This window comes from Jonquetella sp. BV3C21 (genome assembly GCF_000468895.1).
Classification (GTDB): Bacteria; Synergistota; Synergistia; order Synergistales; family Dethiosulfovibrionaceae; genus Jonquetella; species Jonquetella anthropi.
Genome location: NZ_AWWC01000008.1, coordinates 216,410 through 230,992 on the forward strand (window position 1 = coordinate 216,410; position 14,583 = coordinate 230,992).

The window sequence follows — 14,583 nt, forward strand, 5'->3', positions numbered from 1 at the left end:
GCGTTTTTTGTCGGCGAAAAAGACTGAGAAGAGAAAACGACTGAAAAGAGAAAACGACTGAAAAGGCCGTTGAATTGTCCTGCCATCGGTTGTACAATATTCGTAAAGAAAAAGAACGCTTTCACAATCTGAAGCGGGCAGAATTGGGGTTCTGTCCTTCCGCCGCGGGGAAGCGGCGGGTTCAGCTAAATGAGGCACGAGACCGACTGATGCCGGTTATTATTAGAGAGGGGGACGATTTGCATGTGGGAAAAGGAAATCGACATTCGTAACGTTCAGGAGATCCGCACTCGCAACGTGGCATACCTGGGAGTTGGCGCCATCGAGAAGATCGACGCGATCTGCGCTGACCTTGCTTCGCGGGGCGTGCGCCACGTCCTTTGCGTGACCGGTCACGGCGCCTATAAGACGACTGGCGCGTGGGATCACGTGACGAAGGCGTTTGCTGCTCACGGTATGGACTACGTTCTGTATGACAAGATCACGCCGAACCCGAAGGTTGAGGACATCGACGAGGCTGTCGCGATGGGACGAGCCAAGGGAGCGTCGGCGGTTGTGGCTATCGGCGGCGGCAGCCCGATTGACGCCGGCAAGAGCGCGGCCATCCTGTTGTCGTACCCGGACAAGAACGCGACCGAGCTGTACGAGCTGATCTTTACGCCGACAAAAGCGGCGCCGCTTGTGGCGATTAACCTGACCCACGGCACAGGCACCGAAGTCGATCGGTTTGCCGTCGCCTCGATCGTTTCCAAGAAGTACAAACCGGCCATTGCTTATGACTGCATCTATCCTGTCTTCGCCATCGACGATCCGGCTCTGATGACCGGCCTGTCGGCCTTCCAGACCCGCTACGTGTCCATCGACGCGTGCAACCACGTCATCGAAGCCGCGACGACGAAGATTTTTAGCAGCCCGTACAGCATTATGATGGCTGCCGAGACGATCGAGCTGGTAGACCGCTGGCTGCCGGTTGCCTTGAAGGACCCGAAGGACCTGCAGGCTCGCTACTTCCTGCTTTACGCGTCCATGATCGCCGGCATTGCGTTCGACAACGGCATGCTTCACCTGACCCACGCGCTGGAGCACCCGCTGTCGGCAGTGAAGCCCGATCTGACCCACGGTTTGGGGCTGGCTATGCTGCTTCCGTCGGTCATTGAGGAAATTTGGCCTGCCCGGGCCGAGACGCTTCGCCGTGTTCTGGCCCCGATGCTTCCGGCGGACTTCCCCGCGTGCCCGACCAAGGCCAAAGAGGCGGCCGATCACGTGGAAGCTTGGCTGTTCAAGATGGGCGCCACGCACAAGCTGATCGACGAAGGGTACACCGAGGCTGACATTGACACGCTCGTTCGCCTGACCAGAGAGACGCCGTCGCTGGGCGGCCTGCTTGACCTCTCGCCCGTCGAGGCGACCCCTGAGCTGGTGGGGCGCATCTACCGCACGTCGCTGCGCCGCCGCGGATAAGAGCTGCACGAAGCGGCCTTCGGTTTCCGAAGGCCGCTTTATTTATCCCCGAATTGTCCGTGGGATGGGGAAAAGGTATGAGGCAGGACGAAAGTTTTTCGCTGAGAAATATCTTTTTCCCAGTTGCAAAATTTTTCTCGGACGATTATAATGAACCCCGCGGTTAAGAAGTGCCCGGGTGGCGGAATTGGTAGACGCGCTAGATTCAGGTTCTAGTGGGCATTAGCCTGTAGGAGTTCAAGTCTCCTCCTGGGCACCATTCTTCCAGTATCAGGAAGAATTCGTCACCGAACGCGAGGGCTGCATCATGTCAGACGACAGGATGCAGCCCTTTTTACTGTCTCCAGTGTGGGCAATTAAGCGACAAGAAAGGTGTGGTACGCATGGCGGAGTTCGTCCCTGTCGGAAAGAACCGGCAGCGCCTGACATTTGGCCGGGCGCATGATCTCATTCCAATCCCCGATATGGTGGATGTGCAGCGAGTTTCCTACCGGTCGTTTTTTCAGGAGGACGTTGACCCGGAACAGCGGGAAAAAACAGGGCTTCAGGAGCTTCTGACGGAGATCTTCCCTATTGAGAACCACGACGGCACCTTCGCACTGGAATTCGTCAAATACGACATCGACGAGCCGTCTATGACCGAGGAGGAAGCGGAGCGGCGCGACAGCAACTGGAGCCGCCCGGTTCGTCTGACCGTCCGTCTGGTGAACCGCAAGACGCAGGAAATCGCTGTGGAGCAGGTATTCCTTGGCGACTTCCCGGTCATGACGCCTCGTGGAACCTTTATTATCAACGGCACCGAACGGGTGGTCGTCAACCAGCTCGCCCGCAGTGCCGGCTGCTACTACAAGATCGAGTCCAGCGTGTCGGGCAACGACAACTATTCAGCCAAAATCATCCCGGAACGGGGGGCTTGGCTGGAGTTTGTCATGACCGGTGACAAGCTGATGGTCAACGTGGACAGCCGCAAGAAGCTGCCGGCGACGCTGCTGCTCAAGGCGTTTGGTCTGGGCGACAACGAGACGCTGATCAAGGCCTTCGGCGGCTCGGAAGAGATGGTCTCCCTGACCGGCGACGGGCTGTCCGGACGCCTCTCCGCCGAGACGGTCACCGACTCGGAAGGCAATGAGCTGATCTCGTCCGGCGAAACTCTGACGCAGGAAAAAATCCAGCGTCTGTTCGATCAAGGCCGCACGGCGCTCAAAGTGTGGCACGTCTGCCCGGTCATCGCCGCGTCCATCGCGACGGAACGCGAGAAGGGACAGGCGGACAACATCGAAGGAGCTATGCTGGAGATCTTTCGGCTCATGCGGCCGTCCGAGCCGGCTCGAATCGAAAGCGCCAGAGACTACTTTAACAAGACGTTTGCCGATCCGAACCGCTACACCTTGGGGCGGGTCGGCCGCTACAAGGTGAACCGTCGTCTGGGGCTCAAAATTCCTGAGACAAACCGGTTGCTCACGCTGGAAGACCTCATTCTCATCGTCAAGGGAATCGTGGCCCTGCGGGACAAAGAAGAGCAGCGGGATGACCCGTGGTTCCCGGAGATAACCGACGCTCACACCGACGACATTGACCACCTCGGCAACCGGCGCGTCCGGTCGGTCGGGGAGTTGCTTCAGAGCGAACTCCGCAAGGGCATGCTGCGCATGGAGCGGAACGTGAAGGAACGGATGACCACCGTTCCGGATCTGTACAAAGCTACGGCCCGCGACCTGATTAACGTTCGTCCTGTCACGTCGGAAATCCGAGAGTTCTTCGGCTCAGGACAGCTGTCCCAGTACATGGACCAGAACAACCCGTTGGCCGGGCTGACGCACCGGCGGCGCCTTTCCGCGCTGGGCCCCGGCGGGCTGACCCGAGACAGAGCCGGATTTGAAGCCAGAGACGTGCACGCCACCCACTACGGCCGAATTTGTCCCATTGAGACGCCGGAAGGCCCGAACATCGGTCTGGTGACGTCCTTGGGGACCTATGCCAAGGTCAACGAATACGGCTTCCTGATGACGCCCCGCCGGCCGGTGAAAAACGGCTACGTTGAGCTGGGCGCCGATAAGGTCGTCTATCTGGCCGCCGACGAAGAGGACAATTGCTACGTCGGCCGGGCCAACACGCCGCACGATCCGAAAACCGGCAAATTGCTGGAGTCGACGGTGTACGCCCGGTATCAGGGCCAGATCGTCGAAGTGCCGCGCGAGCAGATCAACTACTTGGACGTGTCGTCCAAGCAGGTCGTTTCCGCTTCGACGGCTCTTATCCCGTTCTTGGAGCACGACGACGCCAACCGGGCCCTGATGGGTAGCAACATGCAGCGTCAGGCCGTGCCGCTTCTGCTGCCGGAAGCTCCCCGCGTCGGCAGCGGCATCGAAGGTCGCATTGCCCGGGACTCGGGCCGGTGTATTCTTTCGGAGATTGACGGGGTGATCAGCTACGTGGACGCCGATCGGATCGAAGTCCGCGGGGCTTCTGGCCAGATCAAGAGCTATAAGATGCTCAAGTTCCGCCGGTCGAACCAAGGCACCATCATTCACCAGCGGCCGTTGGTGAGCCAAGGCGAGGCGGTTAAAGCCGGCGATGTGCTGGCCGACGGGCAGGCTGTCGATCAGGGCGAGCTGGCGCTCGGCCGTAACGTCCTTGTGGCGTTCGTGCCTTGGGAAGGCTACAACTACGAAGACGCTATCCTGCTGTCCGAACGGCTCGTGAAGGAAGACTACTTCTCGTCCGTCCATATCGAAGAGTACAGCATCGAAAGCCGGGACACCAAGCTGGGGCCGGAAGAGATCACCCGGGATATTCCCAACGTGGGCGACGACGCCCTGAAGAACATCGACGACGACGGCGTGGTGAGAATCGGCGCCGACGTCGAAGCCGGAGATATCTTGGTCGGCAAGGTTTCGCCCAAAGGCGAGGCGGATAACACGCCCCAAGAAAAACTGCTTCGGGCCATCTTCGGCGAGAAGGCCGGAGAAGTCCGCGATACGTCGCTGCGGCTTCCGCACGGGACGCGCGGAAAAGTCGTCGGCATCAAGAGGCTAAACAGGGAAAACAACCCCGAGTCGCTGTCGCCCGGCGTCGACGAGGTGATCAAGGTCTACGTCGCTCAGCTGCGCAAGATCACCGTGGGCGACAAGATGTCAGGGCGCCACGGCAACAAGGGCGTCGTCTCCCGGATTCTGCCGGTGGAGGACATGCCGTATCTGCCTGACGGTACGCCTGTTGACGTGTGCCTGAACCCGCTGGGCGTGCCCAGCCGAATGAACTTAGGGCAGGTGCTCGAAGTCATTCTCGGCTTTGTGGCCGTGCAGAACGACTGGTTCGTGGCCACGCCGGTTTTTGAAGGCGCGGAAGAGCACGAAATTTACGAGCAGGTTCACAAGATCACGTCGACGAACCCGGACTACGCCACGATGAGCGACGGCGCCACCATCCGGCTCCGCGATGGACGAACCGGCGACCTGATGGAGTACCCCAGCACCGTGGGTGTCATGTACATGCTCAAGCTGCACCACTTGGTGGACGACAAGCTGCACGCCCGCAGCGTCGGCCCCTACAGCATGATCACTCAGCAGCCGTTGGGCGGCAAGGCCCAGTTCGGCGGCCAGCGGTTGGGAGAAATGGAAGTCTGGGCCCTTCAGGGCTACGGGGCTGCTCACGTCCTTCAGGAAATGCTCACCGTCAAGTCGGACGACATTAAAGGTCGTCTCAAGACGTACGAGAAAATCGTCAAGGGCGAGAACCTCACTCAGCCCGGCGTGCCGGAGAGCTTCAAAGTCCTGGTCAAAGAGCTGGAAGGGCTGGGGCTGACCGTTCAGATTGACTACTCGGACGGTACGTCTGGCCCGCTGGTGGACGACGAGGACCACGACTTCCACCGGCTGGCTCAGATCGACGCAATCACGGCTCGGGACATGATTCACGCGAGACCGGCCTCGTCGGTTTCCCAATATTCCGACGAACCTGACGACTCGTCGGAAGAGCTGCCCGAAGGGTTCGACGCTGAGGCTCCAGAGGACGAGGCACCTGAAGAAGTTTTAGAAGAAGAAACTGAAGACGTTCACGCAAAGGGGGAAGATGAATAATGGCGAAGCGGGAAATCGTCGGCGTCCGCGTGAAGCTGGGAGACGCAGACGAGATTCGCAAGCTCTCCTATGGAGAGGTGAAAAAGCCGGAGACCATTAACTATCGGACCCTGAAACCAGAAAGGGACGGACTGTTCTGCGAGCGCATTTTCGGCCCCACGAAGAGCTACGAGTGCGCCTGCGGCAAATACAAGAAAAGCGGCCCCAAGTTTCAGGGGGTCGTCTGCGACCACTGCGGCGTCGAGGTGACGGACAAGTCAGTTCGCCGCGAGCGGATGGGTCACATCGAGCTGGCCGCGCCGGTCGTTCACCTGTGGTACCTGAGGGGCACTCCGAGCCGGCTCAGCCTGCTACTGGGAACCCCAACTAAGGATCTGGAAAAGGTCATTTACTTCGCGGCCAATCGGCGGCGTGAAGAGGCGTACTTGGTCGTCATCGAAGGGAAATATCCCGAAGTGGCGCCCAAGGGGCGGGTCATCTCCGAGAGCGAGCGTCGCTGCCTCAGCCACTACGACCGGAAGTTCCGCGCCGAAGTGGCTTACCGCCTGCTGACCGTTGACGACATCGACCTTGAAGAGGGAAACATCATCTCCACGCCGCAGATTACTCGGCTTGCGGGCGAGTATGGCGAAGACTCCTTCACGGTTGAGCCGGCCTGGGTCGTGTCTGACGCCGGCGACAGCGGGCTTGCCGTTGGCGAGATCCTGTCGGAAAGCCGACTCGCCGAGCTGAGAGGCGCCGGCGTGAAGCTGGAAGTCGAGCGGGCGAAAGCCGGCAACAACGAGCAGTTTGTCGTCATGTCGGTCAATCACCTGCCGTTCAAGAAGAACGACGTGGTGAGCGCTACCGAACACGACCTGTTCTGCGGCAAGTACCCCGGAAGATTCACATCCCAGAAGGAAAGTGTCGTGGTGGAGGACGCCTGTTATTTGGTTATTTCCTCCGGCGATTCGCCGTTTGCCGAGGGCGAAGTGATTGTCGGGTGCGAGCAGAGAATCTGCAGCCGATACGACAAAAAGTTCAAGGCCAACTACGGCGCCGAGGGCGTTCGGGAGATCTTGAAGGGCATTGACACTGACCACTTGGCTCAGGAGCTGAGAGAAGAGCTCTCCGAAGCGAAGGGACAGAAGCGCCGCAAGATCGTCAAACGCCTGCAGGTGGTGGAGGAATTCCGTCGGGGCGGCTGCCGCCCTGAGTCCATGGTGTTGGACGTGCTTCCGGTCATTCCGCCGGACCTTCGTCCTATGGTTCAGCTGGACGGCGGTCGGTTCGCTACGAGCGACCTGAACGACCTGTACAGACGGGTCATCAACCGGAACAACCGGCTGTTGCGGCTCAAGGACACGAGAGCCCCCCAGCTTATGCAGCACAACGAAAAACGCATGCTGCAGGAGGCTGTTGACTCACTGATCGACAACAACCGGCAGAGCAAGAACGGGAAAGTCGTCCTTGGCGCGGGCAACCGGCCGCTCAAGAGCCTGACCGACCTGCTTCGGGGCAAAAAAGGCCGGTTCCGCCAGAACCTTCTGGGCAAGCGGGTTGACTACTCCGGCCGGTCCGTTATCGCCATCGGGCCGTTCCTCAAACTGCACCAGTGCGGGCTGCCCAAGCGTATGGCCCTTGAGCTGTTCAAACCCTTTGTCGTCCAGAAGCTGGTGGAGCGAGGCATTGCCACCAACGTCAAGAACGGCAAAAAGCTCATCGAGCGGGCGAAAAACGACGCCATTTGGGACATTCTGGAAGAGATCATCAAGGACCACCCGGTCCTGCTCAACCGGGCCCCGACGCTTCACCGACTGGGGATTCAGGCGTTCGAGCCGATCCTGATGGAAGGACAGGCCATTCGGCTTCACCCCATGGCCTGCGCCGCCTTCAACGCCGACTTCGACGGCGACCAGATGGCCGTTCACGTGCCTCTGTCCATCGAAGCTCAGACCGAAGCCCGGATGCTTATGCTTTCCAGCAACAACCTCCTGTCGCCGGCCAGCGGAAAGCCGATCGTGTCTCCCACGCAGGATATCCTGCTGGGGCTGTACCACATCACCAACATGATCGAAGGCAAGCCCGGACAGGATCATTACTTCCGCGACATGGACAGCGTCATGGCGGCGCTGGACCACGAGATCGTCCACGTCAACAGCCGCATTTACTTGCGGTGGGATGAGTCATGGCACTTGCTTCTGAGCGGCGGCGACAAGTTCCTTGACGACGGCCGTAAATGGCTCATCACGACGCCCGGCCGAATCCTGTTCAACCAGCTTCTTCCTAAGGCCCTTCGGTTTGTCAACATTCAGATGGGCAAAAAGGACCTGAGTCGGCTGCTTGATATCGCCTTTGACTTGGTGGGCCACAACGACTTGGTCAACATGCTGGACTCTATTAAGAACCTCGGTTATCACTGGGCCGGCGTCAGCGGCATCAGCTTCCAGATGCAGGCCATCGTCATTCCGAAGGAAAAGGCCAAAGTCGTCGACGAGTCCCAGAAAGTTGACTCGGAAATTCGCGAAGAGTACGACATGGGCATCCTGACCGAGGACGAGTATCTGGACCAGAAGGAGAAACTTTGGAGCGGCGCGGCCAAGAAAATCGGCGACGCCATTCTGGAGCAGATGGACCGCAACAACCCAATCCGAATGATGATCGACTCGGGAGCCCGAGGAAGCCGCGCTCAGCTGGCGCAGATGGCGGGCATCCGCGGAGTCATGGCCGACCCGACCGGTCGGATCATCGACTACCCGATCACCACGAACTTCCGCGAAGGCATGAACATGTTGGAGTACTTCATTTCGACTCACGGCGCGCGGAAGGGGCTGGCCGACACGGCACTGCGCACCGCCAAGTCCGGGTACCTGACCCGGCGGCTGGTGGACGTCGCGCAGGACATCATCGTTCTGGAAGAGGACTGCCACACGAACAAGGGCGTCAAGATCGAACCGCTGATCAAAGACGGCAAGATCGTTATCCCGCTGAGCGACCGAGTGACCGGCCGCACCTCATTGGAGGATGTGGACGACGAAAACGGCCGGGTTGTGACGAAGAACGAGCTGATCACCCGCGCTCAGGCCAAACGGCTCGATGACATGGGCAGAGACCATCTGTGGGTCCGCAGCCCCATGACCTGCGAGTCGCCCAACGGCATCTGCCGCAAGTGCTACGGCGTCGACCTGTCGGCCCGGCGCACGGTTGGCATCGGCGAAGCGGTCGGCATCGTGGCGGCCCAGTCGATCGGAGAACCTGGCACCCAGCTGACGATGCGGACGTTCCACACCGGCGGCGTGCGCACCGGTGAGGACATCACCCAGGGTCTTCCGAGAATCGAACAGCTGTTTGAAGCGCGTCGGCCCAAGAAAGTCGCTGTTTTAGCCGGACTGAACGGCGTCGTCCTCGAAATTCGCGAGTTGGGCGGCAAGCGGAAAGTCATCATCGAAGGGACTGCGCCGGGCAGCGACGTGGTCCGGCGCGAAACCTACACGGTCCCCGGCGCTCAAGCGCTGCGCGTTACCGAAGGGCAGACCGTGACCGCTCAGACCGAACTGACCGACGGGTACATCGACCCGCAGCAGCTGCTTGAAGTGATGGGCCTTGAGGCGGTTCAGAAGTACCTGGTGGACAGCATTCAGGAAGTCTACGAATCTCAGGGCGTTTCCATCAACAACAAGCACATCGAGGTCATCCTCCGCAAGGTCGCCCCGATTAACCGGGTCAAGATCACCGACGAAGGGGACACCTCGTTTGTGGCCGGCGAGTTTGCCTGGACCTCTGACGTGGAAAAAGAAATTGAAGAGATCAAGGCCAGCAACGAAAAGAACTTGACCGAAGCCGTAGAGAGCCTGAAGGGCAAAAAGCTTTCCGACCGCGGTGGAGCGCTCAAGGGGCTGCTGCCGGACGGCGCGTTTGACAAGCCTGTGACGGAAGACGTCCTGCGCAAAGTTCTCGCGCCCGGCGGCGCGGTCACCGAGCTGTACTTCACCGATGAGGAAGGCCCGCTTCGGGTCGTGGTCGGCGAGGCGGCGTTCCGCAAGGAAATGCGGGGCATGGAGCTGGTCGAAGCTGTGACCAAAGGCGACAAAGTGGTCCCGGCCGACGAGCCGCTCACAGTCGCTCAGCTGTCCGTCATCACCCAGGGCGCGCCCGTTCCTCACATGTTCCGGTCCGTCGAAAAGCTGCGCAAGCAGCAGGACGAAGGGTACGTTGCTGAGGCGGTCATCGCCGAATCGGGCGTCCTTGCGAAAGCGGACCAGCTTCTCACCGAAGACCTGATCGAGCAAATCCGGCGCAGCTCCGCTCCGTCGGTCAAGATCTGGAAGACCGTCGATACGATATCCGTTCGTGATCTGTTGCAGGAGCGGCTCATCAACCGGATCTGGGGCCGGCAGCTCAAGCTGGCAATCGGGGCTGACGGGCAGGCTCTGAGCGGTAGCGTTCACATGGTCGACGGAAGCGTCGTCAAGGGAATTGTCGAAGGGCAGATTCAAGGGCTCGTCTTTGCCGACGACTCGAACACCTCCCGCGAGACCGAGCTGACAGAAGCGCTGAGCTCCGTCGTCTCTGGGAAGGTCCTGCTCGAAGACGTTAAAAACAGCGACGGCACAGTAGCCCTTCAGGCCGGACAGGAAATCGGAAAGAAGCAGCTGGCCAAAATTGTCGCGGCGGATCCGACGATCCTCACAGTTCGCCCAGTTCTTGACCAGACCGAAACGGTTCAGCTGATCTCGAGGGTCTCATTTGTCCGGCGGCTCCGTCTTGGGCCCCAGTGGCGGCCGTTCATCCACGGCGTCACCAAGGCCGCTTTGGCGACGGACAGCTTCCTGAGCGCCGCGTCGTTCCAGCAGACAGCCCAGATTCTCGCCGGCGCCGCAGTTCGCAATCAGGTTGACCACCTGATGGGTCTCAAGGAAAACGTCATCATCGGGCACCTGATCCCGGCCGGCACGGGCATTGAACGGTTCCAGTCCGTCAGCGTCGAGCGTCGGAAGGGCTCAGACGAGCCGGTTGCCGTTGAGGAGACGGCCTGCGCTGCCGAGGATTCGTGCGGCGAGACGACTGACGTTTAAAAATCAGTAAATAAGCGTATCTTTCGTCTTTCTGCTCTCTCTGTCCTGCCGGCGTGCCGGCTGACCGGGCGGGGAGAGCAGAAAGTCCTTTGCAGCTGATCTGCGCGGTCTTGACTTCAACGAAAGCAGTTGATATCATACCTGAGTGTCTTTCGTGCTGGAGAGAACTCATGCCTGTTGCCCGGGGATCGGGAGCGAACCGAAACGGGACCGGGAAGCGTGAGCAGCCGTACGGAACATGGTCCTGTCCTGGGTTTACGGCGGAGATCACGGCTCTGGCAGAGTAAGGCTCCTTCTTGGCGTGTGAAAGCGGCGCCCGTGGAGTCGTTCTGGCCTGCGCGAAGCTGAAAGTTGCCCGTTCGGAAGACGGGCAGAGCTGCCACATTCTGGAAGGAGGAACCAGTGTGCCAACAATTAACCAGCTGGTCCGCAAAGGACGCAGCGAAAAGATCGTGAAGTCAGCCTCCCCGGCGCTTCACAAGTGCCCCGCGCGCCGCGGGGTTTGTACTCGTGTTTACACCGTCACTCCGAAAAAGCCGAACTCGGCTCTTCGTAAGGTCGCCCGTGTTCGTCTGACGAACGGCATTGAAGTGACGTCCTATATTCCCGGCGTCGGTCACAACCTTCAGGAGCACTCAGTCGTGCTGGTGCGCGGCGGGAAGATCAAGGACCTTCCGGGCGTTCGGTATCATATCATTCGCGGCACGCTAGACTGCGGCGGCGTGGCCGATCGCAAGAGAAGCCGCTCCAAGTACGGCGCTCGCCGTCCTAAGAAGTAACTTTTAAGGAGGAGTCTGCATGCCGCGCAAAGGTCATGTGCGCAAACGCGAAAATCTGGGCGACGCCACATACAACAGCCCGGTCGTTACTAAGTTCATCAACAAGTTGATGCTTGACGGCAAGAAGAGCGTTGCCGAAGGGATCATGTACGGTGCTCTCGATCAGGCGTCCGAGAAGCTGAAGGTTCCGGCAATGGAACTTTTTGAGAAGGCGATGGAGAACGTTCGCCCGCTCGTAGAAGTCCGCAGCCGGCGCGTCGGCGGCGCCACGTATCAGGTTCCCGTCGAAGTTGCTCCTGCGCGGGCTCAGGCTCTGGCCATCCGCTGGATCATCTCCTACGCCCGCGGCAAGAGCGGAATGCCAATGGCGGAGCGGCTTGCCAGAGAGTTCGTCGACGCCTACAACAACGAGGGGAACGCGGTCAAGAAACGCGACGAAACTCACAGAATGGCCGAGGCCAACCGGGCGTTCGCTCACTACCGCTGGTAGTTTTGGTTACGGAGTTTTTTCATTATGCTGTGTGACGACCTCTCTAAAATTCGCAATATAGGCATCGCGGCCCATATTGACGCTGGAAAGACCACCACGTCTGAGCGTATCCTCTTCTATACCGGCGTAAACTACAAGATCGGTGAAGTCCATGAAGGTGCCGCGACGATGGACTGGATGGAGCAGGAGCGCGAGCGAGGCATCACCATCACCTCCGCCGCTACGACGTGCCGCTGGCGGGATTGCTGGATCAACTTGATTGATACGCCCGGCCACGTGGATTTTACCGTCGAAGTTGAGCGATCCATGCGCGTCCTCGACGGGGCCATTTCGGTCTTCTGTGCGGTTGGCGGCGTTGAGCCCCAGTCCGAGACGGTGTGGCGTCAGGCTGACAAGTATCGGGTGCCCCGCGTGGCGTTCGTCAACAAGATGGACCGGGTTGGCGCTAACTTCCTGAGCGTTGTGGATCAGCTTCACGAAAAGCTCGGCGCTCGTGCTGTGCCCCTGCAGCTTCCGATCGGTGCTGAGGACTCGTTCAAGGGAATCGTGGACTTGGTCACCATGAAGGCGTTCTGCTACCACACGGAAGACTCGGGCGCCAAGCCTGAAGAGGGGCCGATTCCAGAGGATATGAAAGCCGACGCGGCTTCTTATCGGGAGCACCTCATCGAGTCCTTGGGCGACGTGGACGAAGAGATCATGGAGCTCTACTTAGACGGAAAAGAGCCGTCTGTAGAGCAGATCAAGAGAGCCATCCGGGAGCACACCATCAAGTTGGAGTTCGTCCCGGTGCTCTGCGGCAGCGCCTTCAAGAACAAGGGAATTCAGGCGGTCTTGGACGCGGTTGTCGATTACCTGCCGAGCCCGCTTGACCTTCCGGCCATCGAAGGAACCGATCCGGACGATCCTGAAAAGATCATCGAGCGCCATCCCGACGTCTCGGCTCCGTTTGCCGGACTCGCCTTCAAGATTGCCGTTGACCCGTTTGTCGGCCGTCTCACGTACTGCCGAGTTTACTCGGGCAAGGTCAAAACCGGCGACACGCTGTACAACCCGGCGAGCCGGAAGCGTGAGAGAATCGGCCGAATCCTTCAGATGCATTCCAACAAGCGGATTGACCTCGACGAGGCCGGCGCCGGAATGATCATCGCGCTTCCCAGCCTCAAGGCAACCCGCACCGGCGACACATTGTGCGACGAAAAAGCCCCGGTGGTGCTGGAAAGCTTGGAGTTCCCCCAGCCGGTTATTTCTCTTTCCGTTGAGCCGGCGACGACGGCCGACAAGGATAAGCTCACCAAGGGGCTCATCGCCCTCGCAGAGGAAGATCCGACGTTCGTCGTCCGCAACAACGAAGAGACCGGTCAGACTATCATCTCCGGGATGGGTGAGCTTCACCTAGACATCATCATTGACCGGCTTCGCCGGGAGTTCAAGGTCGATGTAGCAGTCGGACGGCCACAAGTCTCCTACCGCGAGGCCATCTTCGATCGGGTCGAGCAGGTTCAGGGAAAATTCGTCCGTCAGAGCGGCGGACGCGGCCAGTACGGCGATGTTGTCATCAACATGGAGCCTCTGCCGGACGGCGCGTCAGGTTTTGTCTTCGAGGACAAGATCGTCGGCGGCGTCATTCCCAGAGAGTACATCCCCGCTGTTCAGAAGGGCATCGAGGAAGCTATGGGTACGGGTATCTTAGGTGGCTTCCCTGTCATCGGCGTCAAAGTTGAACTGGTGTACGGAAGCTACCACGACGTGGACAGCTCCGAAATGGCCTTCAAGATCGCCGCTTCGATGGCGTTTAAAGAAGCGATGCGGCGGGCTCACCCGGCTCTGATGGAGCCCATTATGGCGGTTGAGGTGGACACTCCGGAAGAATACGTCGGAGACGTTATGGGCGACCTGTCGTCCCGGCGCGGACGCGTCGAGGGCATGGAAATGAGAGGAAACGCCCGGGCAATTAAAGCCTACGTTCCTCTGGGAGAGATGTTCGGGTACGCGACCGACCTGAGAAGCAGAACTTCCGGCCGGGCTACCTACACGATGCAGTTCCATCACTATGAACCCACACCGGCCAGCGTGGCCGAGTCGATCCTCAAGGGCACTCAGGCCTAAGAGATTAAGGAGGAAATCAAGATGGCAAAGGCACATTACGAGCGGTCAAAGCCGCACCTTAACATTGGTACGATCGGGCACATCGACCACGGCAAGACGACGCTGACGGCGGCGATTTCGCACGTGCTGTCGCAGGCTGGCTACGCAGAGGAAATGCATTTTGACCAGATCGACAAGGCGCCGGAAGAGAAAGAGCGCGGCATCACGATCAACATCTCTCACATTGAGTACACCACGGACAAGCGTCACTACGCTCACATCGACTGCCCGGGACATGCCGACTACATCAAGAACATGATCACCGGCGCAGCGCAGATGGACGGCGCGATTCTGGTCGTCTCGGCCGCTGATGGCCCTATGCCCCAGACCCGTGAGCACGTGTTGCTGGCCCGTCAGGTCAACGTGCCGGCGCTGGTCGTCTTCATGAACAAAGTTGACATGGTGGACGACGAAGAACTGCTGGACCTGGTCGAGATGGAAGTCCGGGAACTGCTGGACAAGTACCAGTTCCCCGGCGACGAAGTCCCGATCATCCGCGGCTCCGCGCTGAAGGCGCTCGAAGAGGGCGACGGCAGCCGGGACAACAAGTGGAGCAAAGCGATTTGGGAGTT

General features: G+C 59.7%; 7 protein-coding genes and 1 tRNA gene. All 8 read left to right on the forward strand.

Features of this window, described 5'->3' with window-relative positions:
- The first annotated feature begins 243 nt into the window (after positions 1 to 243).
- Entirely contained in the window at positions 244 to 1,461 is a 1,218-nt protein-coding gene (locus tag HMPREF1249_RS02875; RefSeq protein WP_008521549.1) for an iron-containing alcohol dehydrogenase, read from the forward strand.
- Between the two features lie 172 nt (positions 1,462 to 1,633).
- A tRNA-Leu gene (locus HMPREF1249_RS02880) sits at positions 1,634 to 1,720 on the forward strand.
- Positions 1,721 to 1,844: 124 nt separating this feature from the next.
- Positions 1,845 to 5,540, forward strand: coding sequence for a DNA-directed RNA polymerase subunit beta (gene rpoB / locus HMPREF1249_RS02885; RefSeq protein WP_008521547.1), 3,696 nt, complete (start codon positions 1,845 to 1,847; stop codon positions 5,538 to 5,540).
- A complete protein-coding gene (gene rpoC, locus HMPREF1249_RS02890; protein WP_008523092.1) occupies positions 5,540 to 10,594 on the forward strand; it encodes a DNA-directed RNA polymerase subunit beta' in 5,055 nt (1,684 codons plus the stop codon). The genes rpoB and rpoC overlap by 1 nt, the downstream gene beginning before the upstream one ends.
- 404 nt (positions 10,595 to 10,998) lie before the next feature.
- The gene (rpsL, locus tag HMPREF1249_RS02895) at positions 10,999 to 11,373 is read left to right on the forward strand and encodes a 30S ribosomal protein S12 (RefSeq protein WP_008523090.1); all 375 of its coding nucleotides are present in this window, start codon (positions 10,999 to 11,001) and stop codon (positions 11,371 to 11,373) included.
- A gap of 19 nt (positions 11,374 to 11,392) precedes the next feature.
- Positions 11,393 to 11,863, forward strand: coding sequence for a 30S ribosomal protein S7 (gene rpsG / locus HMPREF1249_RS02900; RefSeq protein ID WP_008521541.1), 471 nt, complete (start codon positions 11,393 to 11,395; stop codon positions 11,861 to 11,863).
- Positions 11,864 to 11,887: 24 nt separating this feature from the next.
- Positions 11,888 to 13,972 (forward strand): elongation factor G, encoded by a 2,085-nt coding sequence (gene fusA / locus HMPREF1249_RS02905; protein ID WP_008523087.1) that lies wholly within the window; start codon positions 11,888 to 11,890, stop codon positions 13,970 to 13,972.
- 21 nt (positions 13,973 to 13,993) lie between these two features.
- Positions 13,994 to 14,583 (forward strand): GTP-binding protein (locus tag HMPREF1249_RS02910; protein ID WP_021775800.1); only part of this gene is annotated, 590 nt, incomplete at its 3' end.